Source organism: Mycobacterium lacus, from assembly GCF_010731535.1.
In the GTDB taxonomy this organism is placed as follows: domain Bacteria; phylum Actinomycetota; class Actinomycetes; order Mycobacteriales; family Mycobacteriaceae; genus Mycobacterium; species Mycobacterium lacus.
The window spans coordinates 364,301-387,132 of record NZ_AP022581.1; the positions used below are offsets into that span (position 1 = coordinate 364,301).

General features: G+C 67.2%; 19 protein-coding genes and 3 pseudogenes. 9 read left to right on the forward strand and 13 right to left on the reverse strand.

The genetic code is table 11. From position 1 onward, the window contains the following. Positions 1–207: 207 nt before the first annotated feature. Together G6N24_RS01780 and G6N24_RS01785 are read right to left on the reverse strand one after the other, a co-directional pair. Positions 208–1,383, reverse strand: coding sequence for a PPE family protein (locus G6N24_RS01780; RefSeq protein WP_085156211.1), 1,176 nt, complete (start codon positions 1,381–1,383; stop codon positions 208–210). A 251-nt stretch (positions 1,384–1,634) separates the two neighbouring features. After that, positions 1,635–2,807 carry a PPE family protein gene (locus G6N24_RS01785; RefSeq protein ID WP_456320190.1) on the reverse strand — a complete coding sequence of 391 codons (1,173 nt, stop codon included), beginning with the start codon at positions 2,805–2,807 and terminating at the stop codon, positions 1,635–1,637. A gap of 401 nt (positions 2,808–3,208) precedes the next feature. On the opposite strand from G6N24_RS01785, the pseudogene G6N24_RS01790 reads away from it, so the two are divergent. Then, positions 3,209–3,546 (forward strand): annotated as a pseudogene (locus G6N24_RS01790) (glutathione S-transferase family protein); the annotation flags it as partial. Positions 3,547–3,553: 7 nt separating this feature from the next. Here G6N24_RS01790 and G6N24_RS01795 read toward each other — a convergent pair. Further along, positions 3,554–4,042 carry a DUF2771 domain-containing protein gene (locus tag G6N24_RS01795; protein WP_085156208.1) on the reverse strand — a complete coding sequence of 163 codons (489 nt, stop codon included), beginning with the start codon at positions 4,040–4,042 and terminating at the stop codon, positions 3,554–3,556. Further along, entirely contained in the window at positions 4,039–5,694 is a 1,656-nt protein-coding gene (locus G6N24_RS01800; protein WP_139822174.1) for an MFS transporter, read from the reverse strand. Before G6N24_RS01800 ends, G6N24_RS01795 begins: the two co-directional genes overlap by 4 nt. Positions 5,695–5,831: 137 nt before the next feature. Here G6N24_RS01800 and G6N24_RS01805 point away from each other — a divergent pair, with 137 nt between their 5' ends. After that, positions 5,832–6,647 carry a DUF3027 domain-containing protein gene (locus G6N24_RS01805; RefSeq protein WP_085156202.1) on the forward strand — a complete coding sequence of 272 codons (816 nt, stop codon included), beginning with the start codon at positions 5,832–5,834 and terminating at the stop codon, positions 6,645–6,647. Here G6N24_RS01805 and G6N24_RS01810 read toward each other — a convergent pair. Next, positions 6,644–7,099, reverse strand: coding sequence for an SRPBCC family protein (locus tag G6N24_RS01810; RefSeq protein ID WP_085156199.1), 456 nt, complete (start codon positions 7,097–7,099; stop codon positions 6,644–6,646). The genes G6N24_RS01805 and G6N24_RS01810 overlap by 4 nt on opposite strands. 44 nt (positions 7,100–7,143) lie before the next feature. Continuing rightward, positions 7,144–7,419, reverse strand: coding sequence for a DUF2530 domain-containing protein (locus G6N24_RS01815; protein WP_085156196.1), 276 nt, complete (start codon positions 7,417–7,419; stop codon positions 7,144–7,146). A gap of 164 nt (positions 7,420–7,583) precedes the next feature. On the opposite strand from G6N24_RS01815, the gene G6N24_RS01820 reads away from it, so the two are divergent. From G6N24_RS01820 to G6N24_RS01830, 3 genes are read left to right on the forward strand one after another with little or no spacing between them, the layout of a single operon-like run. Then, complete coding sequence (locus tag G6N24_RS01820) at positions 7,584–8,015, forward strand: Rv0880 family HTH-type transcriptional regulator (RefSeq protein WP_085156193.1); 432 nt, start codon at positions 7,584–7,586, stop codon at positions 8,013–8,015. Next, positions 8,012–8,866 carry a TrmH family RNA methyltransferase gene (locus G6N24_RS01825; protein ID WP_085156190.1) on the forward strand — a complete coding sequence of 285 codons (855 nt, stop codon included), beginning with the start codon at positions 8,012–8,014 and terminating at the stop codon, positions 8,864–8,866. Before G6N24_RS01820 ends, G6N24_RS01825 begins: the two co-directional genes overlap by 4 nt. Then, positions 8,863–9,150: a DUF2537 domain-containing protein gene (locus G6N24_RS01830; RefSeq protein ID WP_085156188.1), complete on the forward strand. Its 288-nt coding sequence runs from the start codon at positions 8,863–8,865 to the stop codon at positions 9,148–9,150. The genes G6N24_RS01825 and G6N24_RS01830 overlap by 4 nt, the downstream gene beginning before the upstream one ends. A 163-nt stretch (positions 9,151–9,313) precedes the next feature. Here G6N24_RS01830 and G6N24_RS01835 read toward each other — a convergent pair whose 3' ends face one another. The 4 genes from G6N24_RS01835 to serC form a co-directional block, all read right to left on the reverse strand. After that, positions 9,314–9,661 (reverse strand): type II toxin-antitoxin system PemK/MazF family toxin, encoded by a 348-nt coding sequence (locus G6N24_RS01835; protein ID WP_085156185.1) that lies wholly within the window; start codon positions 9,659–9,661, stop codon positions 9,314–9,316. Beyond that, positions 9,648–9,878, reverse strand: a complete 231-nt coding sequence (locus tag G6N24_RS01840) for a ribbon-helix-helix domain-containing protein (RefSeq protein ID WP_085156182.1) — start codon at positions 9,876–9,878, stop codon at positions 9,648–9,650. Before G6N24_RS01840 ends, G6N24_RS01835 begins: the two co-directional genes overlap by 14 nt. 132 nt (positions 9,879–10,010) lie before the next feature. Continuing rightward, positions 10,011–10,766 carry a septation protein SepH gene (gene sepH, locus G6N24_RS01845; protein ID WP_085156179.1) on the reverse strand — a complete coding sequence of 252 codons (756 nt, stop codon included), beginning with the start codon at positions 10,764–10,766 and terminating at the stop codon, positions 10,011–10,013. Positions 10,767–10,872: 106 nt separating this feature from the next. Then, the gene (gene serC / locus G6N24_RS01850) at positions 10,873–11,997 is read right to left on the reverse strand and encodes a phosphoserine transaminase (RefSeq protein WP_085156176.1); all 1,125 of its coding nucleotides are present in this window, start codon (positions 11,995–11,997) and stop codon (positions 10,873–10,875) included. A gap of 244 nt (positions 11,998–12,241) precedes the next feature. Here serC and G6N24_RS01855 point away from each other — a divergent pair, with 244 nt between their 5' ends. Then, positions 12,242–13,279 carry an AurF N-oxygenase family protein gene (locus G6N24_RS01855; RefSeq protein ID WP_139822172.1) on the forward strand — a complete coding sequence of 346 codons (1,038 nt, stop codon included), beginning with the start codon at positions 12,242–12,244 and terminating at the stop codon, positions 13,277–13,279. A gap of 18 nt (positions 13,280–13,297) precedes the next feature. Then, positions 13,298–15,016 (forward strand): FAD-dependent oxidoreductase, encoded by a 1,719-nt coding sequence (locus G6N24_RS01860; protein WP_085156170.1) that lies wholly within the window; start codon positions 13,298–13,300, stop codon positions 15,014–15,016. Here G6N24_RS01860 and G6N24_RS01865 read toward each other — a convergent pair. Together G6N24_RS01865 and G6N24_RS01870 are read right to left on the reverse strand one after the other, a co-directional pair. Next, positions 15,013–15,471 carry a VOC family protein gene (locus G6N24_RS01865; RefSeq protein WP_085156371.1) on the reverse strand — a complete coding sequence of 153 codons (459 nt, stop codon included), beginning with the start codon at positions 15,469–15,471 and terminating at the stop codon, positions 15,013–15,015. The genes G6N24_RS01860 and G6N24_RS01865 overlap by 4 nt on opposite strands. 148 nt (positions 15,472–15,619) lie before the next feature. After that, positions 15,620–16,741 (reverse strand): citrate synthase 2, encoded by a 1,122-nt coding sequence (locus G6N24_RS01870; protein WP_085156167.1) that lies wholly within the window; start codon positions 16,739–16,741, stop codon positions 15,620–15,622. 72 nt (positions 16,742–16,813) lie between these two features. Between G6N24_RS01870 and pdxH the strand changes: the two genes are divergently transcribed. Both pdxH and G6N24_RS01880 read left to right on the forward strand, forming a co-directional pair. Next, a complete protein-coding gene (pdxH, locus tag G6N24_RS01875; protein ID WP_085156165.1) occupies positions 16,814–17,473 on the forward strand; it encodes a pyridoxamine 5'-phosphate oxidase in 660 nt (219 codons plus the stop codon). Positions 17,474–18,135: 662 nt separating this feature from the next. Next, positions 18,136–21,372: pseudogene (locus tag G6N24_RS01880) on the forward strand (helix-turn-helix transcriptional regulator); the annotation flags it as partial. 214 nt (positions 21,373–21,586) lie between these two features. Here G6N24_RS01880 and G6N24_RS01885 read toward each other — a convergent pair. After that, a pseudogene (locus G6N24_RS01885) lies at positions 21,587–22,600 on the reverse strand (IS256 family transposase); the annotation flags it as partial. Positions 22,601–22,832 lie beyond the last annotated feature (232 nt).

Here is a 22,832-nt window from a genome sequence, read left to right on the forward strand (position 1 = left end):
GCCGCCCTGTGTCATCAGTAGGTCGCGGCAGGCGCGGAATGCGCGGACCGTGATGATGTCCGGCGCCCGTGCGCGTTCATCGACCAAAGGCCTTGCCGCGTGGGTAACCGCGACATCATTCAGCGCATGCGGCGTCCTCATCGGGTGGACTCAGCGACATCGTGGCGACAACAATCTGAACAGTCCTGGGGTGTGGAGTGTCGCCCGCTATCCCGCAAACGTGGGGCGCATCATCACTTTGGGACGGAACCCGTAGCGTGGACCGCTGCCTGCGCTGCCCAGGCCCGGACCCGCCAGCGGCATGCCGCCCAACAGGTTTCCAGCTGGCGCGGCCTCCGGCGCGACTACGTCGCTAACTAGTGGCGCAGAGGCGGACCCCACCGTCGGGGCGAGCTCCGGCGCGGCCGTTGGCCAGCTGGCCGGCACCGAGAGCTTGCCGATAGAGGCCGCGTTGCCCAAACCGGCGGCTACCGGAAGATCGGCGCGCGAGATGCCGGCGCCAAGCGCGGCTTCTGCACCGGCAACCGGCGCCGCGGCATCCGGACCGATAATTCCCATAGCCCTCTCCGCCGAGGCGATGCTGTTGGCGATACCAATGCCGAAGTATGGCAAGCCGGTGGTGTTATACCAGGTACCTGTCAACGGTGAAATGATGTTCAGGAACGTTTCCAAGTACTGCAGCCATTGCGGCGTAGCGGACACTCCGGCTGCGGTCGCGAGCGCCGTGAACGGCCGTGTCAGGTCGATGAGCGCGCCCGGCACGCCAGAAATCAGCTGCGCCAACGTTGTCTGTATGGTTCCGGCTGAGGTGGCGGCGGCCTGGGCGACCGCGGCGGCCTGCAAGGCCCCGGCGGCTGCGTTGGTGGTCTGCGGCGGCGGGACGAACGGTGTCACCGTCGAGGCGCTCGCCGAGGCCGCGGCATAGCTGTACATGGCCATCGCGTCCTGGGCCCACATTTCACCGTATTGTGCCTCCAGGGCCGCGATGGATGCCGTGTATTGGCCGAAGACGTTGGCCTTGACCAGCGACACCAGCTCAACACGGTTGGCCGCAACGAGCGGCGGAGGAACCACTGACGTCACCGCGGCCTCGTAGGCGGCGACCGCCATGCGCGCCTTGCTGGCCGCCTCCTCGGCTTGAGCTGCGGTGGCTCTCATCCAAGCCACGTAAGGCGTGACGGCAGCGGCCATCGAACTCGACGCGAAGCCGAGCCAGTCCTCGCTGTGCAGTGTTGTGATCACCGTCTCGTAACCGGTTGCGGCCGAATCCAACTCGGCGGCCAATCGGTTCCAGGCCGACGCAGCTGCCGACATCGGCGCCGATCCCGGCCCGGAATACATGCGCAAGGAGTTGACCTCTGGCGGTAACGCTCCGAAGTCCATCGCTACCAACCCCCTACCTCGTCGCGGTCGCTGCTGTGGGCGCTAATCGTCAAGCTTGTAGCCCGCAGCGCACCGGCCGTCGCCGATACCTGCGGTTGCATGGTTATCTCTGACATGACACATCCTCCTCAATATCTCTCAGGCGCAATGGGTTTCAAGAATTCGACAAAGTCGACCGTCGCTTGGTTGCTCGGTGCGCAGGACGTGATGTGGTGCGCCGGTGTTCTCCCGATTCCCTTCGACTCATTGCGCTAACCGATGACCCGCGGGCCGACCACACTGAGACGTGACCCATACCGGCGTTGATCAAGGTTCGGCGTTCGTTCGGGGCCACCCATCGGCAAGCCCCGAAGCAGACCCGACGTCCCTTTTGCCTGCACGAGATTTTCGGCAACCGGGGCCGAAATTGTCTCAGCCTCAATGTGTGGTGTCGACGGGGCAGTAGTCCAACTCGGTGGCGCCGACATCGGCCCGATCTTGCCGGCGTGGCCCCAACTCGCCGATACCGCTGCCGCGCTTGGTTGGTTGAAACCCGATCCCAAGGCTGCCCCGCCCACTCCAGTGGATGCTGCGCCTACACCGTCCGCTATACCGGGCGAGGGCCAGGTGAGCGCCTGTCCGAGCTGGACGATGTTGAGCGTATAGCCCTGGCTGTCGTATACCAGTCCCCCGATGTCATAGTCGAGGTTCAGTAGGTCGATCCAGACTTGGGTGGGGATGCTCTGCAGCCACTTCAGGACTGCGTCATACCAAGGCGTAGCCGAGAGATTATGCACTACCTGAGCGGAGACGGTGCTCATCTCTGAGGTCATCGACGACGTCGCCGACGCGGAGTTGCCCGCCGGCGTGGCTGCGGCTTTGGCAACCGCGCCGGCCTGGCCGGCCAGGCCGGCCGGGTTGGTGGTTTTCGGTGGCGCCGTAAATGGGACCAGCATCGAGGCGGCCGCCGAGGAGCTGGCATAGCCGTACATGGCGCTGGCGTCTTGGGCCCACATCTCGGCGTAGTGGTACTCGGTGGTCGCGATCGCCGGCGTGTTCTGCCCCAGGAAGTTGGTTGCGATCAGCGTCATCAACAAGGCCCGGTTGGCCGCGATCACCGGCGGGGGAACGATCATTGCGCGCGCTGTTTCGTAGGCGGCCGCGGCCGCGCTCGCCTGCATCCCGGCCAGCTCGGCGCGCGCTGCGGTGGCGCTCATCCAATCCATGTATGGCGTGATTGAGGCCAACATTGCCGCCGAGGCGGGCCCTACCCACGGCAAGCTGGTCAGCTCCGAGATCACCGACCTGCAGCCCGTCGCCGCTAGGCTCAATTCCGCGGCCAGCCCTTCCCAAGCACCCGCGGCGGCGATCAGGGGCCCAGATCCCGGGCCGCTGTACATCCGTCCCGAATTGATCTCGGGCGGTAATGCCCCGAAGTCGAACACGATTCGGGACTGACGCAGCAGCCGCGGCATGATGTCGCCGACGTCAACGGCGGCATGCGTCGTGGCCGCGGGTACGGACACATCATCGGGCCCGGCGGCGAGGCGAGCCAGCGGGACGCCGCAGGCATTGGCCGTCATCAATGAGTCGGCAACGGTCGCATTGGCGCCAAGCGCCGAGCCGGCCAGGGGTGCGCGCGCCGAGCCGGCAGTTGCGTCGATGGGGGTCTCGAAAGCCATCTGACCGTCCTGAGCACACAGAGGGATTGGTGCAGCGACGCCGTCGTCGTAGAGCCGCAGCTGAATGTTGACTAGAGAAATAATCATCCAGCGCATAACGATTGGATAGAAATAGTTGCCTATGTTTATTTCGGCTTGGTTAGGAGTTTGTGAAGTCGGTGCTCGTCACCGAGGCCGACGTGCGGCTGTTCACCACGCTGGCCACCACGGGCATTTCAAGCGCAATCGGAGCAAGCTGTCCGAGATGCAGGTGTTGTGGACTTATGCCCGCGACCTCTTCCAGACACCGGGTTTCGGCGATACCGTCGACTTCGTCCAGATCAAACAGCACCACTACGTCGTGCATGCCGACATCAGACCGGCATCGCGCCCAAGGGCCCCGAGCTGGCCGGCTGACTGTCCCCTCATGGCCGGAAAGCCTTGGGGGGCAATCCTTTCGGCGATGGTACCCTGTGCCGGCCGCGGTCGGGGGCAGTCGTTGCCCGTCGGCCACGGGCCGTAGACCGGCGTCAGTAGATAAGCCGCACAGACCATTCCGCGTGTGGAACGTCCCGCAGTTCACCGGAGGGGTCGACCACCAACGTCAGCAACTGTACGACGATCCCGGTCAACCGCCCGCGCTGCGGGTCCACGGTGGGAACGGTGACGGCCAGCCGGCTGTCCGGCCGGAAGAGGGTGGTGGTCGTGTTGGAGGGATCGTCATACACCTGCAACAGGCGCCAGGGTGCGCGGGAAATGGCCGCGGGGACCGAGAGCTGCACCGGGAAGCGTTCGCTCACCCGCAGCTCGCCCTGGGTCCGCGGCGTCTGACAGTCGTCGAGGTCAAGCACATTGCAGTACAGGTATGGCCCCACCCGAGTCAGGTGCCCGTGCGAGTACGCGCTGATCACCGGTCGGTACGGGCCGGGCTGGTGGACCAGCAGCCACGCGCCGAACCCGGCCGCGGCGGAAAGCAGCAGCACCACCGCCGTGATCGCAGCCGGCACAACGCGTTTCACTCCGGCATCACCGCGGCTCCGCGACGCGTGGCTTCCTGCTCGACCATGACGGGCCGGTTACCGCCCAGGCCGGGGATCAGCGAATCACCGCGGAAGCTGACGACGGTTTGCGCCAGACCAAGGATGAGCAAAGCGCTGACCGCGGTGAAGCCGACCCACAATTCGGTGTAGACCAAGACGCCCAGCGCGCCGCCGAGCACCCAGGCCAGCTGCAGCGTCGACTCCGACCGCCCGAAGCCCGATGCCCGCGACTCCTCGGGCAGATCGTGCTGCAACGAGGCGTCCAGCGAGGCCTTCGCAATCGCGCTGGACCCCGACGTGATCAGGGTGGCAATGGTGGCCACCACCAGATTGCCGGCCACGGCGGCCGCTACGGCTAGCACGGTCACCGCCACGGTGCAGCGCACCACCAGCACGGCCGGCCTGCCGAGCTGCAGACGTGCGCTGGTGAAATTGCCGGCGAAATTGCCGACCCCGGCCGCGGCCCCGATCACGCCCAGCATGCCCAGCTGAACCCAGCTGTTGGCTTCGTGTGCCTTGGCGACAAACGCCGGATACAAAAACAGGAAACCGACCATCACCTTGATGGTGCAGTTACCCCACAACGCAGTAATGATGTTGCGGCCCAACGGCTGTCGTAGAGTGCCGCCCACCTTTTTGACTTCCTCCGGCCAGTTGCGCCGGGGCGGGCCGCTGTGCCGGTGATAGCTCAACGTGGCCGGGACCTCACCCGCGGTCACCTCAACCCAGCGGGGAATCCGCATCGACAGGAAGGCGCCGGCGACCGTGACCGCGACGATGACGAACAGCGCGCCGGGCAGCTCGAACAAATGCGTGCAACCGAACTCGACGCCGGCCGCGATGGCGCCGCCGACGATGGTGCCGCCAAGCAGACCGAACACGGTCAGCCGGGAGTTGACCCGGACCAGGTCGATGGTCGGCGGCATCACCCTCGGGGTCACCGCGCTGCGCAACACGCTGAACGACTTCGAGAACACCATCATGGCCAGCGCACAGGGATAGAGCACCCACGACGGGAAGCTTCCGGTGGCGCCGTCGTAGTTCATGATCAGCAGCACCGCCAACAAGGTCCGCAGCGCGAACGACAACGCCAGGGCCACCCGGCGGCCGTGCTGTAGCCGGTCCAGGGCCGGACCGATGAGCGGCGCGACCACCGCGAACGGTGCGATGGTGATCAGCAGGTACAGCGCGACCCTGGATTTGCTTTCCCCGTTGGCCGCGGCGAAGAACAGCGTGTTGGCCAGGGCAACCGCCATCGCGGCGTCGACGGCAAAATTCGCCACCACCGGCCACGTGAGCGCCGTCAGGCCGGACTTGTCGGCGCCGTCGGCGGTCGCGGCCCGCTGCACCATCCAGTACATCCGGGAACCCATCTCGCGGCTTCGCTGCGCCGCGGCGCGGGTGACGGTGATCCGTTCGCCGCCCACACCCCGGGGCGGCGGAGCGCTGACACGTTCGGGCTCCGGCTGCTGGCCCAGCGGTGGGAGATACCGGTTGGCGCTGGGCATCGGGGGCGGGCGCCGCGAACGGCGATACGCGGCGTCGTCGGCCGGGTAGTTGGCCATGCCGGGGTGCTGGTTGCCCGATTCAGGGTAAGCACGGCGGGTCCGACGCCCCGGGCTCGACGCCATCGGGCTCGGACGATCACGCCGACGTCCAGACACGGATCAATTCTGTCCTACGCCGACTGCGCGCGTAGCCAACCGGGTGTGGCTCGCCCACCGTGTCTTCCGGCAGTATTGGAGACGCAGTGCAGAGAGGGGAGAGCGTGACCGAGCCCACTGAGGAATCCGCTGTGGCGACCGTGGCCGAGTGGCCCGAAGGGTTGGCGGCGCTACTGACGGGCGCGGTCGACGCCGCCCGGGCGGCCATCGCGGAGTTCAGCGATCCGGAGGCGGTCGGCGATTACCTGGGCGTCAGCTACGAAGGCCCCAACGCGGCCACCCATCGGTTCTTGGCGCATCTGCCCGGCTACCAAGGGTGGCAGTGGGCCGTCGTCGTCGCCGGCTACGTCGGTGCCGACCACGCCACGATCAGCGAGGTGGTCCTGGTCCCCGGGCCCACCGCGCTGCTGGCGCCCGAGTGGGTGCCGTGGGAGCAGCGCGTGCGGCCCGGTGACCTGGGCCCCGGAGACCTGCTCGCACCCGCACGGGACGACCCACGGCTGGTGCCTGGCTACACCGCCAGCGGTGACGATCAAGTCGACGAAGTCGCGGCGGAGTTCGGGCTGGGCCGACGCTGGGTGATGAGCGCCTTCGGCCGCTCCGCGGCGGCCGGGCGATGGCACGACGGCGACTATGGCCCCGACTCGCCGATGGCGCGCTCGACCAAACGCGTGTGCCGCGACTGCGGTTTCTTTCTGCCGCTGGCCGGATCGCTGGGCGCCATGTTCGGGGTGTGCGGCAACGAGATGTCGGCCGACGGGCATGTCGTCGACAGGCAGTACGGTTGCGGTGCGCACTCCGACACTCCCGCGCCGGCGGGCAGCGGCTCGCCGACATACGAGCCCTACGACGACGGCGTACTCGACATCATGGGGACGCCGGACGGGGGGCCTCCCGCGCCGCCTTCCGATGAGGATTAGGCGTTCTCGGCGGCAGCTTTGATCCTGGCGAGCGAGGTGTTCATGCCCTCGACCAATTCGCGCTCGAAGTTCGTGGTTCCACCCAACAGTGCGTTGACCGACAGGCTGGAAAATGCGGTGACGCCGTTCTCGGCGTGGCGGCTCTCAATCACCCGGGTGCCCTGCCCGCTCGGCTCGAGCTCATAGCTCCAGATGCTGCGGTTGGTGTCGACCCGGAACGCCAGTTTCTTCTCCGGGATGACTTCGACGACCGTGCATGTGGTGGGCCAGAACAAGCGGTTGCGGCGGTTGAGGTTGACGGTGCGGGTGCCCGGCCGCAGCGGGCCGAAGGGTCTCATCCAGCGACACTGCGGGCTCCACTGCGGCATCCGCCGGAAATCGGATATCAGCGCCCAGACTTTAGCCGCCGGCGCGTCGATCTCGATTTGGGCTTGTAATAGCGGGGCTGCCATTGGTCCTCCCGGTGCGCACATGATGTCTCGAATGTTCTGCGAAATTATTTCGGGTCGAGATAGGTTTCGAGCCCGGCTTGTGCGCCGCGCGCGCCACGGCGGGCAGCTGCCAGCTGCCACACGAAGATGCCGGTGCCGACCAATCCCACGCCCAGTCCGGCCACTGTCACCGGGCGCCAATCGGCCAGGGCGGGCACCAGGAATGCGGCCACCGCGGCGACCAGCCACCCCAGCGCGCCCACCGCGATGACCGGCCACACCTCGAGCAGCGCGGGCGGCAGCGGCGGCGGCTCGGGGCCCTGGTCGGGTTCGGCGGTCATCGCGCTTAACATATCCCGGCGGCGATGCGGGCCGCTTGCGGGGCGGCGCGAGCGGGCATTCGTCATTGACATTGCGGGCAGTGCGACGAACGCGACGAAAACGAAGAGGTCCGTCGTTGGGCGTTCTGATCGCGAGTCCTTAGGTTCCGTTGTAATGTCGCGCTGTGCTCGACAGCGATGCGCGGCTGGCTAGCGACCTGTCGTTGGCGGTCATGCGGCTGGCCCGGCAATTGCGGTTCCGGAACCCGTCGTCGCCGGTATCGCTCTCGCAGCTGTCGGCGTTGACGACGTTGGCCAACGAAGGCGCGATGACGCCCGGCGCGCTGGCGATTCGCGAACGGGTCCGGCCGCCGTCGATGACGCGGGTGATCGCGTCCCTGGCCGACATGGGTTTGGTGGATCGCGCCCCACACCCCGTCGATGGCCGGCAGGTGCTGGTCTCGGTGTCCGAATCCGGTGCCGAATTGGTCAAGGCGGCCCGCCGTGCACGCCAGGAGTGGCTGGCCGAACGGCTCGCGACGCTGGATAGCGACAAACGTGACATCTTGCGCAACGCCGCCGATCTGATCTCGGCCCTGGTTGACGAGAGCCCGTGAGTCCACCCGGTCGTTTTCCGGGGGTCGATGTCTGGGATGTCTGTGATCCCGCCGACCCGCGACTCGATGATTTCCGCGACCTGAACAGCATCGACCGTCGCCCCGATCTGCCGACCGGGAAGGGGCTGGTGATCGCCGAGGGCGTGCTGGTGGTGCGGCGCATGCTGGCGTCCCGGTTCACCCCGCTGGCCTTGCTGGGCACCGACCGCCGGCTTGCCGAGCTCAAGGACGATCTGGCCGCCGCCGGTGGCGAAGCGCCGTACTACCGAGCGTCACCCGAGGTGATGGCGCGGGTGGTCGGCTTTCACCTCAACCGTGGGGTGCTGGCCGCCGCACGTCGGGTTCCCGAGCTGAGCGTCGCCCGGCTGGTCGCGGGCGCCCGCACCGTCGCGGTGCTCGAGGGCGTCGCCGACCACGAGAACCTGGGCTCGATCTTCCGCAACGCGGCGGGGCTGGGCGTGGATGCTGTGGTGTTCGGCAACGGCTGCGCCGATCCGCTGTACCGTCGTGCGGTGCGGGTGTCTATGGGTCACGCGTTACTAGTCCCGTATGCACGAGCAGCCGCCTGGCCCGCTGACCTTGTGATGCTGCAAGAGAAGGGCTTTCGCGTGTTGGCGCTGACTCCACACGGCGAGGCGTGCGCGCTGCCGGAGGCGATGGCCGTCGTGCGCGACGAACGAGTCGCATTGCTGGTGGGCGCCGAGGGCCCGGGCCTGACGGCGGCCGCGCTGCGCATAAGCGATGTGCGCGTGCGTATTCCGATGTCGCGGGGCACCGACTCACTCAACGTCGCGACGGCGGCCGCCCTGGCGTTCTACGAGCGTGCAATTCAGGCTAGGCCCGGCTCGTGAATGACCAGCGTGGCCAATCCACGCCCTGGGCAACGGGTTTGGCGGTGGCTGGCTTCGTGGCCGTGGTTGTCGCGGTGGCGGTTGTGGTGCTAAGCCTGGGGCTGATCCGGGTGCATCCTGCGTTGGCCGTCGGACTCAACATTATGGCGGTCGGGGGCCTGGCGCCGACCTTGTGGGGCTGGCGGCGCACCCTCGTGCTGCGCTGGTTTGTGTTGGGTGCGGGAGTGGGTGTGGCAGTCGCGTGGCTGGCGTTGCTCGCGATGGCGGCGCTGGGGAGCGGCTAGCCTCAAGTGGTTTTCGTCCGGCCAGAACCGTGCGCTGGCGCGTCGCGTCGGATCCGCGCCCCGGAGACGTCGGGCGCGCGAGGAGTCCGCTGGACGCTGAGGCGGTGCGTCCCGTCACGCGTGGTGAAGAGGGTGGCGCGCGGATGTCGGCATATTCGCATGGCTACAGCGCCAAATGAAGCCTGAGCGCATTGTCGAGATCGGTCAGCTCGGCAGGGGAGACTCGGCCGATTCGGCGCAACAGGCGCTGTGTTGCGACGGATCTGACCTGCTCGGCCTGTGCCTTCGAATCGACGGCGAGGCCACTGTTGGCCCCCGACAACAAGACCTGGAATGGATAGACCTTCTCGGTGTTGCTGGTGACCGGAACAACCGTGACCACACCGCGGCCGAGGCGTGTCGCGGCCGCGGTGGCCCGGTCGTTGCTGACGATGACTGCCGGCCGCCGCTTGTTCGCCTCGCCGCCGCGAGCTGGATCCAGGTCGACCTGCCAGATCTCACCGCGCAGCATGGGTCACGCCATCTCCAACGGTGCTCTCCCACGCAGCCGAACACTCGTCGGCAGACCACTGTGCCCATGCCTCGGCATAGTCGTCCTCAAGGTCGGGGTAGCGCAGCATCTGGACCGCACGCTGCAAACCTGCCGACCGCGACGGCAGCCCCGCCCTCTTGACGTATGCGTCCAATGCTGCGACGTCCTCGTCAGACAAGCTCACGCTCAGTTTCATACCGTAATGCTACCTAGGTAGTAAGGTAGTAGCAATCATCTATGCGTATGCGCGCCCAACGGCGCGCGCCAACCCCGCCACACGAAAAAAGGGGGAGGGCTAGGACCACCCGGCTTTGCGGCTGGCCTGCGACTAACCCCGCCCGCCCGAGCGCACCCCCAGCAGCACATCCTCCCAAGCCGGAATGGCCGGCTTGCCCCGTCGGCTGGTGACGGGTTGTTGCGACGGCGCCGCGGGCGCCGGCGCCGCGGGCTCGTCAAAGGCGATGTGCGCCACCGGCGCAAGCGGTCGCCGCGGCGGTTTGAAGTCAGGGTCGATCAGCTCGCTGGCCGCGTCGTCGATCGCAGTGACCGTTCCGCCGTGGGCGCCGGGCGTGAATCGGAAATGGGCCAGGTTGTCCGACCGTCCTGCTTTCCACGCAAGCTGCACCGTCCAGCGGCCGTCCTCGTTGCGCCAGGCGTCCCAGCCGAGCCGGTCGGGTTCGAGTCCGCGCGTCACCAAGGCCGCGGTGATGGTTTCGAGGAGCGTCAGCACCGAGGGGCCGTCGGCGAGGACCGGGTGTGCGGCCGTTGCCAGCTCCGCGGCCCGTGAGCGTTCCAGTAACACCGGGTGGGCGAACCGCTGGACCCGGGCGATGTCGGAGCCCGACGCCGCGGCCACCTGCTCGATCGACGCGCCGGCGCGGATTCGGGCCTGAATTTCCTTGGGGCTCAGCATGTTGCTGACTTCGATGTCGAGCTGCGGCTGCTCGGGCGGTAGCGGGTCGCCCTTGAGGGCCGCCCGCAGGCGGTCGTCGGCGGGCAGCTTGAACTTTTCGGCTGGGTTGGCGCCTTCGCAGATGACGTATTTGCCGTCGGCATCGAGCCGAATCACCCTGAGTTCCCGCATGGCTTCTCCTCGCAGGCACCGTGCAGGCCAGCACCGGACCTGTTAGGTGCGCACTCTAGTGCAGCTGGCGCCCATAGCCCGCGCGGACACGCGGGGTGGTTGTGTGCTAGAGCCGCTCGACCACCCAGTCGATGCATTCGGTCAGCGCGCTGATGTCGTCGGGCTCAACCGCGGGGAACATCGCGACCCGTAGCTGGTTGCGGCCGAGTTTGCGGTAGGGCTCGGTGTCGACGATGCCGTTGGCCCGCAAGGTCGCCGCCACCGCCGCGGCGTCGACGTCGTCGACGAAGTCGATGGTGCCGACCACTTGCGAGCGCAGCCCGGGGTCGGTGACGAACGGCGTCGTGTAGGGCCGCTCTTGCGCCCAGGAGTACAACCGCTGCGACGAGTCCGCCGTGCGTTTGACCGCCCAGTCCAGCCCGCCGTTGCCCAGCAGCCAGTCCAGCTGTTCGGCCAGCAGCGCCAACGTGCCGATCGCGGGCGTGTTGTACGTCTGATTCTTCAGGCTGTTCTCGACCGCTATCGGAAGCGACAGGAAGTCGGGGACCCAGCGACCCGACGCGGCGATCGCCTCGACGCGGGCCAGCGCGGCCGGGCTCATGAGGGCTAGCCACAGGCCGCCGTCGCTGGCGAAGTTCTTCTGTGGCGCGAAGTAGTAGGCGTCGGCCTCGGTGATGTCGACCGGCAGGCCGCCAGCGCCGGAGGTGGCGTCGATGACGACCAGCGCGTCGCCCGCGCCCGCGGGACGACGCACGGGTACCGCGACCCCGGTCGAGGTCTCGTTATGGGCCCACGCGATCACGTCGACCGACGGATCGGACTGCGGCTCGGGGGCGCTACCGGGATCCGCCTTGACGACGATCGGGTCGCCGACGAACGGGTTCTTGGCGACGGCGGAGGCGAACTTCGCGCTGAACTCGCCGTAGGCCAGGTGCAGCGAGCGCTTGTCGACCAGCCCGAACGCGGCGGCATCCCAGAACGCCGTCGCACCGCCATTGCCCAAAATGACCTGGTAACCGTCGGGCAACGAGAAGAGCTCGGCCAGCCCGGAGCGAACCTTACCCACCAGATTCTTGACCGGCGCCTGTCGGTGCGAGGTGCCGAACAACGCGGCCGCGGTGGTGCTCAGGGCCTGTAATTGCTCGGGCCGCACCTTCGACGGTCCGCAGCCGAACCGTCCGTCGCGGGGTTTGATGTCAGCGGGTATCTGGAGCTGGTCAGCCATGGCCATCAGGGTAGTGAGCGACCCTGCGCGATCGCTGAACGGGCCGAACGGCGCGTGGACATCGATGCACGTCCCACGGGAACCGGCTGGCAGAGGCGTTAGCAAGGGGTATCGCCATGTGAGCAAGGCCACACGTCATGGCCGACCGCCGGTCAGGCCACAGTGCGCCGGAGGGGGCTGGATAATTCCCGGTACCAGCGGTACCGTGTACGTCACACGTCCGGATGTAAACGTCGTCAGGAGGCGTCCGATGGCTGTCGGGAAGGCAAGGACGCGAATGGTTCGGCGATGGCGCCGCAACATGGAGGTGCGCGACGACGCCGAGTACGTGAGCACGCTCGCCACACTGTCCGAGGGGTCTGTGCGGCGAAACTTCAACCCCTACACCGATATCGACTGGGAGTCACCCGAGTTCGCCGTCACGGACAACGATCCCCGGTGGATCCTGCCGGCCACCGACCCGCTGGGCCGCCACCCCTGGTATCGGGCGCAGTCGCAGGAACGCCAGATCGAGATCGGGATGTGGCGCCAGGCCAACGTGGCCAAGGTCGGCCTGCACTTCGAATCCATCCTGATTCGTGGCCTGATGAACTACACGTTCTGGATGCCCAACGGCTCACCGGAATATCGGTACTGCCTGCACGAATCGGTCGAAGAGTGCAACCACACCATGATGTTCCAGGAAATGGTCAACCGGGTCGGCGCCGACGTCCCGGGAATGCCGCGGCGGCTGCGATGGATTTCCCCCCTGGTGCCGCTGCTGGCCGGCCCGTTGCCGGTGGCGTTCTTCATCGGCGTGCTCGCCGGGGAGGAGCCCATCGACCACACCCAGAAGCAGGTGCTGCGCGAAGGCAAGACCTTGCACCCGATCATGGAGCGCGTGATGGCCATCCACGTGGCCGAGGAAGCGCGGCACATCTCGTTCGCCCACGAGTATCTGCGCAAGCGGTTGCCGCATCTGACCCGGGCGCAGCGGTTCTGGATCTCGCTGTACTTCCCGCTGACCATGCGGTCGTTGTGCAACGCGATCGTGATTCCGCCGAAGGCGTTCTGGCAGGAATTCGACATCCCGCGTGAGGTCAAGAAGGAGTTGTTCTTCGGCTCGCCGGAGTCGCGAAAGTGGTTGCGCGACATGTTCGCCGACGTCCGCATGCTGGCCTACGACACCGGCCTGATGGAAAATCGCTCGGCCCGGCTGATGTGGCGGCTGTGCAAGATCAACGGCAGGCCGTCGCGTTACCGCAGCGAGCCGCAGCGCCAGCACCTGGCCACCGCGCCGGCCGCGTAGCTTGTAACGAGTTTTTCTATGCCGCACGTTATTACCCAGTCGTGCTGCAACGACGGGTCCTGCGTCTTCGCGTGCCCGGTGAATTGCATCCACCCGACGCCGGACGAGCCGGGCTTCGCCACGTCGGAGATGCTCTACATCGATCCGGTGGCCTGCGTCGACTGCGGTGCGTGTGTGGGTGCCTGTCCGGTCGGTGCGATCGTGCCCGATAACCGGCTGGACGCCAAGCAGCTGCCGTTCGCCGAGGTCAACGCGTCGTACTACCCGGAGCGGCCGGCCGACGTGAAGGTGCCGCCGACGTCGAAGCTGGCCCCCGTGCTCCCGGCCGCCGAGGTCCATGCCCGTCGCCAACCGCTGACCGTGGCCATCGTCGGGTCCGGGCCCGCGGCGATGTATGCGGCCGATGAGCTGCTGGTCCAAAATGGCGTGCGGGTCAACGTCTTCGAGAGGCTGCCCACCCCTTACGGGTTGGTGCGCGCGGGGGTGGCGCCGGATCACCAGGAGACCAAGCGGATCACCCAACTTTTCGACCGCGTCGCCGGCCATCACCGGTTCCGGTTCTATCTCAACGTCGAGATCGGCAAGCACCTGAGCCACGCCGAGCTGCTGGCCCACCATCATGCGGTGCTGTATGCCGTCGGTGCGCCCGAGGACCGGCGGCTGGACATCGAGGGGATGGGTCTGCCGGGCACCGGAACTGCCACGGCGTTGGTCGCGTGGATCAACGGGCATCCCGACTTTGCCCATCTACCAGTCGATCTCGGCCACGAACGCGTCGTCATCATCGGCAACGGCAACGTCGCTCTGGATGTGGCGCGCGTGCTCACCACCCACCCGGACGACCTGTCTCGAACCGACATCGCCGACCATGCGCTGCAAGCGCTGCGCGGTTCGGCGATCCGTGAGGTGGTGATCGCGGCCCGGCGCGGGCCGACCCACTCGGCGTTCACCCTGCCCGAGTTGATCGGCCTCACGGGCACCTCCGACGTCGTGCTCGACGCGGCCGACCACCAGCGGGTCCGCGACGACCTGGCCGCCGCGTCCGACCCGTTGACCCGCGGCAAGCTGGAGATTTTGAGCTCCCTCGGGGGCGCCTCGGCGCCGGCCCCGCGAATCGGGCGCCCGCGAATCCGGCTGGCATATCGGCTCACACCCCGGCGGGTCCTCGGTCGGCGGCGCGCCAGCGCCGTCGAGTTCTCGGTCACCGGCACCGACGAGGTGCGCAGGATCGACGCGGGCCTGGTGCTGACGTCGATTGGCTACCGCGGCAAGCCGATTCGCGATCTGCCGTTCGACGACGCCACGGCCGTCGTGCCGAATGACGGCGGCCGTGTCCTGGACCCCCGGGGGGGCCACGGCTCGGGCCGACCGGTGCCGGGCGCGTACGTCGCGGGCTGGATCAAGCGCGGACCGACCGGGTTCATCGGCACCAACAAGGCGTGCTCATTGCAGACCGTTCAGGCCGTCGTCGCCGACTTCAACGCCGGCAAGCTGACCGATCCGGTGGCCGAACCGCTGGCGTTGGAAAGGCTGGTGCTCGCCCGCCAGCCCGACACCGTCGACTCCGCGGGATGGCGCGCCATCGACGCCGCCGAGATCGCGCGGGGCAACAACGACGGCCGGCCGCGCAACAAGTTCACCGCCGTCGCCGACATGCTTGCGGCCGCGGCCGGGGCGCCGCAGACGCCGTCGCGACGACGCCTGCGGGCCCGGCGGCGCGAGCGGATCGCCGGCTAACTGCCGGCCTGCGCCGCCATCGCCGCTTGGATCTCGTCCATGCTGACCTCACGCACCGGCTGTCCCAGCGACCAGTGGTGGCCGAACGGGTCGGCGACCACGCCGTAGCGGTCTCCCCAGAACTGGTCCTCCAATGGGGTCACCACGGTGGCCCCGGCGTCCAGCGCCCGCTGGAACTTGGCGTCGACGTCGGTGACCGTCAGATGGATGGTGACCGGCGTTCCGCCCAGTGACGTCGGCGTCATCGACTTGCCACCGCACATCTCGGGGAAGTCGTCGTTGAGCATCACCGTGAAGCCGTTGATGCGCACCGCGGCGTGGATCAGCCTGCCGTCGGGGCCGGGCACCCGCCCCAGCTCGACGGCGTCAAAAGCCTTGACGTAGAAGTCGATAGCCGCAGCCGCGTCGCTGACGACGAGGTGTGGGGACAATGCGGGTTCAATGGTGATGGGCATCGTGGTCACTCCTTCGGTTGGTTGGTGTCGCCCGCCCGGGGCTCACAGGTACAGACCAAGCGCGGCGGCGATTCTCATCGCGCCCCGACGCTAGCGCGCCCCACCGACAGGCTGTACCGACCGCAAAAGCCGCTCAGAAACGGTTTGCTCAGGCGGTGGTGAGAACCCGGTCCCAGCCCTCGACGGATTCCGGGCTGCGTGGTCCCGGCCCGACGTAGATGGCCGACGGTCGGACCAGCTTGCCGAGTCGCTTCTGCTCGAGAATGTGGGCGCACCAGCCAGCGGTGCGCCCACAGGTGAACATGGCCGGCATCATCTTGGCCGGCACCCGGGCGAAGTCCAGGATGACCGCGGCCCAAAACTCGACATTGGTTTCGATGGCCCGGTCCGGACGGCGCTCCCGCAACTCCGCCAGGGCCGCCTGCTCAACCGCCACCGCGACTTCGTAGCGCGGCGCGTTCAGCCGCTGGGCGGTCGCCCGCAGCACCCGCGCCCGCGGGTCCTCCGCGCGGTAGACCCGGTGGCCGAACCCCATCAGCTTCTCGCCGCGGTCCAGGATCCCCTTGACCAGGCCGCGGGCGTCGCCGGTGCGCTCGACCTCCTCGAGCATCGGCAGGACGCGGGCCGGCGCCCCGCCGTGCAGCGGGCCGCTCATCGCCCCGATCGCGCCGGACAGCGCCGCCGCCACGTCGGCGCCGGTGGAGGCGATCACCCGCGCGGTGAACGTCGAGGCGTTCATCCCGTGTTCGGCGGCCGACACCCAGTAGGCGTCGATGGCCTCGATGTGCCGGGGGTCCGGCTCGCCTTGCCAGCGGGTCATGAAACGTGCTGTCACCGTGGGGCATTCATCGATGATGCGCTGCGGAACGGCCGGCTGGTAGATGCCGCGGGCCGACTGCGCGACATAGGACAGCGCCATCACCGAGGCCCGGGCAAGCTGCTCGCGGGCGGTGGTGTCGTCGGTGTCGAGCAGTGGTGCGTAGCCCCAGATGGGCGCCAGCATCGCCAGGCCGGCCTGGACGTCGACGCGAACATCGCCGGTGTGGATCGGCAGCGGGAACGGCTCGGCGGGCGGCAACCCGTGGCCGAACGTGCCGTCGACCAGCAGCGCCCACACGTCGCCGAAGGTGACCCGCTGACCCACCAGATCCTCGATGTCCACGCCGCGATAGCGCAGCGCGCCGCCGTCCTTGTCCGGTTCGGCAATCTCCGTGGTGAACGCCACCACGCCCTCGAGGCCGGCGACGAAGTTTTCCGGGACCACAGTCATGGGAAAATTCTCGCACCCCACCTGCGGGCCGACGCTACCGGCCGGTAGCAACGCCCGGGTAGCGTTGGCCCGATGGCAGGACCGGATGACCAGCAGCTGGCCGGCATGCGAGCGGAGTACGGGTCCGTCGAAAGAGACGGCAGTCCCGACCTGGACGCCGACTGGCTGGCCGACGGCTGGCTTGCGTTGTTCCGCAAGTGGATTGGCGATGCTGAAAGCGCCGGAATCGTCGAGCCCAACGCTTTTGTGCTGGCCACCGTGGCGGCGGGTCGGCCGGTCAGCCGATCGGTGTTGTGCAAGAGCGCCGACGAGACCGGGATCACATTTTTCACCAACTACGACTCCGACAAGGGTGCCGAGCTGGCGGTGACGCCCTACGCATCGGCGACCTTCCCCTGGTACCAGCTCGGGCGGCAGGTCCACATCCGCGGTCCGGTGAGCAAGGTTGACCCGCAGGTCACCGAGGACTACTGGTTCAAGCGGCCGCGCGGCTCGCAGCTGGGCGCGTGGGCGTCGCACCAGTCGCGCCCGATCGCGTCGCGCGCGGCGCTGGACGACCAGCTTGCGGAGGTGACGGCGCGCTTCGCCGACACAGAACGCGTTCCGGTGCCTCCGAATTGGGGCGGATACCTGATCGCGCCCGAGGTGGTGGAATTCTGGCAGGGCCGGGAAAACCGGCTGCACAACCGGATTCGGGTCATTGGCTCTCGCGTCGAGCGGCTACAGCCCTGATCGCGCTCCGCACGCTGTAGCCGGGTGCTGCACGGTGGTTTCCGAGCGGGTGCCCGGCCAGGCCTCGGCGACATTGGTGCAGAACAGAGGATCTGGCGTCGCGACTATGTCGTGTGTGAGCTCTCGGTGCAACGCAGGATTTGACCGCCCCCTGAGCGGTGCTCGGCTGCATGGGTTGTCGCGGCGTTTCTTGCCTTGCCTTCGGCCAACGACTTGTCGGCGCGGTAGCAGGTTGGGCAAATGCTATGCAAGCGGGAGGCCGCGACACGGGGGGCGATCTGACTGTCCTACGCTGCGTCGTCATCCGCGGCAAGCAAATGGGCGCAGACTCCGCTGATGATATGGATCACCAGACTAACGGCGAGCACCCACGTCGACCACATCGGAAATATCACGCACCGGTTGATGAGGCAGTGAGCCTTATCCGGGTCGATGCAGCCAGACACGGCACCGTTCGCATCGTCGGACATGATTTGCCTCCCTGCGGTGGGTAACGGAATCGAGTGTCCAGTGGTGTATGCGTTGCACCATCGGCCGAATTGCGTAAATGCCTGGTGCGGGGCTCGTATGTCGAGTTCGACAGCGCAGGTCGTTCTGCGTCCTAACGGTCCACGGTCGCAACATGCTGGCTAGCATCAGTGCGAGCGAGTGGAGCGATGGGCGTGAGCGAGTTGCTGCCTGAGGGCACGGTGACATTGCTGGTGGGTGATGTCGAGGGTTCGACGCGCCTATGGGAGGCGCAACCCGAGGAAATGGGTGCCGCGGTCAAGCGCCTCGATGAGACGGTGTCGGGCGTGATCGCCGCCCATGGTGGAGTGCGGCTCGTCGAGCAGGGCGAGGGTGACAGTCTTGTGCTGGCGTTCGCCCGTGCCTCGGATGCGGTGGCGGCGGCGTTGGATTTGCAGCGCGCGCCGTTGGCGCCGATTCGGTTGCGTATTGGTGTGCACACCGGGGAGGTGCGGTCGCGCGACGAGGGAAACTACGCCGGCCCGACCATCGACCGAACGGCACGATTGCGTGATCTGGCGTATGGCGGTCAAACGGTGTTGTCGGGGGCGGCCGAGAGCCTGGCCGTCGATCACATGCCCGATGGCGCGTGGTTGACGGATCTGGGGACTCACCAGCTGCGCGATCTGCCGCGTTCCGAGCGGGTGGTGCAGTTGTGTCATCCCGACGTGACGGCCGAGTTCCCACCGCCGTGCGATGCCAATGATGTCGCGGCCCACGGTTTTCCGGCGCATTTGACGCGTTTCGTGGGGCGCGTTGCGCAGATCGGCGAGGTGCATCAGCTGCTGCTCGATAACCGGTTGGTGACCTTGACAGGTGCGGGCGGGGTGGGCAAGACACGGCTGGCGGTGCAGCTTGCGGAACGGATAGCCACCGAGTTTGGCGGCGCGTGGTATGTGGACCTGGCGCCGATCACCGATGCGGATCTGGTGCCGATCACGGTGGCGCGCGCGCTGGGCCTCCACGACCTGCTCGGCCCGCGCGCGATCGACACGGTGCTGCGCTCCCTCGGCACTCGCCGGGCTTTGGTGGTGCTCGACAACTGTGAACATCTGCTCGATGCGGTCGCCGCTTTGGTAGTGACGGTGGTGAAGGCGTGTCCGGATGTGCGGTTGTTGGCGACCAGTCGGGAGCCGATCCGGGTTCTGGGCGAGGTGAGCTACCGGGTGCCGCCGCTGTCGTTGAGTGATGAAGCCATCCAGATGTTCGCCTTTCGGGCCCGGCGGGTGCGACCCGACTTCGACCTCACCGATGACAACCGTGCGTTGGTGACCGAGATTTGCCGTCGCCTGGAGAGCTTGCCGTTGGCAATAGAGCTGGCGGCCGCGCGGGTGCGATCGTTGTCGCTGGACGAGATCCTCGATGGTTTGCAGCACCGGTTCCAGCTGCTGACCGGTGGTGCCCGCACCGCGGTGCGCCGCCAGCAGACACTGTGGGCCTCGGTGGATTGGTCGTTTGAGCTGTTGACCGCGCCCGAACGGGTCTTGTTGCGCCGGCTGGCGGTGTTCGTGGGTTACTTCTTCCTCGTCGACGCGCACGCGATCGCCTGCGACGGCGATACCCAGAGATATCAAGTCCTCGACGAGCTTTCGCTTCTTGTTGATAAGTCGCTGGTAATGGCAGAGCAACGCGGCGGTCGAACGTACTACCGCTTATGCGAGACGATGCGTGAGTACGCGCTGGAAAAGCTCAAGCAGGCCGGCGAGGTCGACCTCGTGCGGGCCCGTCACCGCGATCACTATACGGCGATGGCGGCCCTGCTCGACAACCCGGGCCGTGCCGACTACGCACAATGGATCGACGAGGCGGAAACCGAGATCGACAACCTGCGGGCCGCGTTTGTGTGGAGCCGCGAAAATGCCGATACCGAGCTCGCCCTCACGCTGGCGTCCTCGCTGCAGCCCGTGTGGCTGACACGAGGCCGCGTGAGAGAAGGACGGGCCTGGTTTGCCTCCGTACTCACCGGTCAGGACGGGTCCCAGCTTGAGGTGGCGGCCGCGGTACGGGCACGGGCGCTTGCCGACAAGGCCCTGCTTGACGTCTTCGTCGACGCCGCCGCGGGAGCCGATCAGGCAGAACAAGCGCTGGAGATCGCGCGCGAGATCGGTGACCCGGCCCTGCTGTCACGCGCGCTCACGGTCTGCGGCTTGATCTGTATTGCTGTGGCCCGCACCGAGGCGGCCGCGCAGTACTTCGCCGAGGCGATCGACCTGGCCCGCGCGGTGGGCGATCGGTGGCGGCTGGCTCAGATCCTTGTCTTTCAGGCGCTCGACGCGGTCATGGCCGGTTGCCCGGTCGCCGCGCGCGCGGCCGCCTCAGAGGGACGCGACCTGGCGGATGCGATCGGGGACCGGTCCGATTCGCTTTGGTGCCGCTCATGTCTCGGGTTCGCACAGCTGATGGCAGGCAATCTCGCCGAGGCAGCTGCAGAATTCCGTGCGGCGGCGGACGAGGCCGAGGCGGCTCACGAAGTCACGCACAGGGCGAATTGCCTGCAGGGCCTGGCCTATGCACTCGCATACCAGGGCGCGGTGAGCGAGGCGCAAGCCGCGGCCGATGCGGCTCTGCAGGCCGCAGAACTGGGCGAATATTACGCGGGCATGGGCTACTCGGCGTTGGCCACGACGGCCCTGGCCGCCGGCGACGTCGAGGCCGCGAAAGACGCGAGCGAGGCGGCATGGCGCAACCTGAGTTTGGCGGTGCCCCGGTCGGCCGCTGCGCAGAGCGCGTTCATTGCCCAAATTGCGCTCGCGAGCGGTGATCTCGTTACCGCCCGCCGGTGGGGAGACGACGCCGCTGAGACAGCGACCGGACGGCACCTGGCAGTGGCGTTGATTACGTGCGCCCGTATCGCGATCGCCGAGGGCAGGTTGGAGGAGGCCGAACGCGATGCCCTTGACGCGCTGGCCTGCGCCGCCGACAGTGCGGCGTACGTGGATATCCCCGACGTGCTCGAATGTCTCGCCGATCTGGCCAGCGACGCCGGCACCGACGTGGAAGCGGCAAGGCTTTTCGGTGCAGCGGAGGCGATCCGGCAGCGCATTGGCTTGGTCCGCTTCGCTGTCTATCAAGACGGATACCAGGCCTCGGTGGCCAAGCTGCGAGATGCGATGGGTGAAAAGGACTTTGACACGGCCTGGGCCGAGGGTGCGGCGTTGTCCGTCGACGAGGCCATCGGCTATGCACATCGCGGCCACTGTGGTCGCAAACGGCCGGCCACCGGTTGGGAGTCGCTGACGCCGGCCGAGCATGACGTCGTGCGGTTGGTCGGCGAAGGACTGGCCAACAAGGACATCGCGACGCGGCTTTTCATCTCGCCTCGGACGGTGCAAACCCATCTGACGCACGTCTACGCCAAACTTGGTGTCACCTCGCGCGTCCAACTCATCCAGCAGGTGGTCAGCCATGCTGAGCGATCATCACGCTCCCGCGCGATGTTGCACCGCAAGCGCGCGGTGGATGGGGGTCGATGGACCGTATGCACTCCCGTCCTGCCCAGTGCGGTCGACCCTTCTGGCTCACATGGGCCAGAATGACCCGCACGGACCCGGAGACCGACCGCTATGTACCGTTCACGGCACACCGGTCGGATCTGGGATAGGCGCAAGGGTTGTTTTGATAAATCTGGCGCCAGAACTGATGAGGGAACGCGGTATAGGCCAGTAGCTCGCTGCGGGCAGCAGCGACGTGCTCGCCCGCCTTGGGCAGCTGCTCACGTAGTATCTCAAGCACCCGATCATATTGGTTCACAACGGATTCGGCATCTGTTTGGTCGAACACGGAATGCAGCAGGGTGTGAACCCACCGCCAACACGACTGAGGAGTGACCGACATCAGTTCGGCACCGTAGCTCGTTATGCAGCGTTGCCAGGCCGCCCCTGGCCAGGTGGCGTCAATGGCGGCAACCAGGCCGGTATGGGAGTCGCTGGTGACCAGCGCGACGCCGGATAGGCCGCGTGCCCGCAATTCGCTGAAGAATCTCAGCCAGCGGGCCCCGTCCTCGCCGCGCGATAATTGCGTCCCCAGGATCTCTCGGTGGCCGTGCGCGTTGACGCCGGTGGCGATAGCCAACTGCAGCCCAACGGCTCGGCCGCGTTGGTGAACCATGAGCATCTGGGTATCGACGGCCACGAACCGGTGCGGACCGCCGTCGAGCGGACGGGTGCGAAGTGCGGTTACAGCCGCATCGAGTTCGGCTGCTATGACCGCTACGTGCAACCTGGACAGGCGTGTCACGCCAAGAGATTCGACCAGCCTCTCCATCCGCTGGATCGATACACCGAGCAGGTAGCAAATGGCCACCACATTTGTCAGTACGCGTTCGGCGCGCTCGCGGTGCCCCAAGAGCCAGTCTGGAAAGTAGTTGTCGAAGCGCAGTTTGGGAATGGCTAACTTGATTGCGCCGAGGCGGGTCTCGAGGTTGCGGCGCCGATACCCGTTGCGGCTATTGGCCCGGCCGTCGTTGCGCTGACCATAGCCGGCGCGACACATCGCATCGGCGTCTGCGCTCATCAACGCGTGAATGAAGGTCGAAAGCAGCTCGCGTAGCAAATCGGGGCTCGCCTGTGCGAGGCGGTCGGCCAGCAACCTGTCACCGTCGATAGGGCGGGGATTGGCCAAGTGTGTACCTCCATGACTGACTTGTCGGTGGTCCGGTGAATCGCAGCGCGTGGACACGTCCTTCCCGTGGGTCCACCCAGCCCCGCCTGCGTGGCGGCGGTTGGGGCCGTTTCGCTTTGTGATGCGACGGGTGGCAGCGGCGTTGTCCATGAGTGAGCCCAGGGCGCGGCGCTTTGCTGAGGCCACGCTGGACTCAGACCGCGTGTCCAGCTTGTGCAGGACAAACGGCCCG

Excerpts from the sequence above, each read along its gene's own strand:
- G6N24_RS01780 (WP_085156211.1), bottom strand. The coding sequence starts at position 1,383 with ATGGACTTCGGAGCGTTACCGCCAGAGGTCAACTCCTTGCGCATGTAT.
- G6N24_RS01800 (WP_139822174.1), bottom strand. The coding sequence starts at position 5,694 with ATGGCGTCGAGCCCGGGGCGTCGGACCCGCCGTGCTTACCCTGAATCG.
- G6N24_RS01810 (WP_085156199.1), bottom strand. The coding sequence starts at position 7,099 with ATGGCAGCCCCGCTATTACAAGCCCAAATCGAGATCGACGCGCCGGCG.
- G6N24_RS01815 (WP_085156196.1), bottom strand. The coding sequence starts at position 7,419 with ATGACCGCCGAACCCGACCAGGGCCCCGAGCCGCCGCCGCTGCCGCCC.
- G6N24_RS01835 (WP_085156185.1), bottom strand. The coding sequence starts at position 9,661 with ATGCTGCGCGGTGAGATCTGGCAGGTCGACCTGGATCCAGCTCGCGGC.
- G6N24_RS01840 (WP_085156182.1), bottom strand. The coding sequence starts at position 9,878 with ATGAAACTGAGCGTGAGCTTGTCTGACGAGGACGTCGCAGCATTGGAC.
- sepH (WP_085156179.1), bottom strand. The coding sequence starts at position 10,766 with ATGCGGGAACTCAGGGTGATTCGGCTCGATGCCGACGGCAAATACGTC.
- serC (WP_085156176.1), bottom strand. The coding sequence starts at position 11,997 with ATGGCCATGGCTGACCAGCTCCAGATACCCGCTGACATCAAACCCCGC.
- G6N24_RS01855 (WP_139822172.1), top strand. The coding sequence starts at position 12,242 with ATGGCTGTCGGGAAGGCAAGGACGCGAATGGTTCGGCGATGGCGCCGC.
- G6N24_RS01860 (WP_085156170.1), top strand. The coding sequence starts at position 13,298 with ATGCCGCACGTTATTACCCAGTCGTGCTGCAACGACGGGTCCTGCGTC.
- G6N24_RS01865 (WP_085156371.1), bottom strand. The coding sequence starts at position 15,471 with ATGCCCATCACCATTGAACCCGCATTGTCCCCACACCTCGTCGTCAGC.
- G6N24_RS01870 (WP_085156167.1), bottom strand. The coding sequence starts at position 16,741 with ATGACTGTGGTCCCGGAAAACTTCGTCGCCGGCCTCGAGGGCGTGGTG.
- pdxH (WP_085156165.1), top strand. The coding sequence starts at position 16,814 with ATGGCAGGACCGGATGACCAGCAGCTGGCCGGCATGCGAGCGGAGTAC.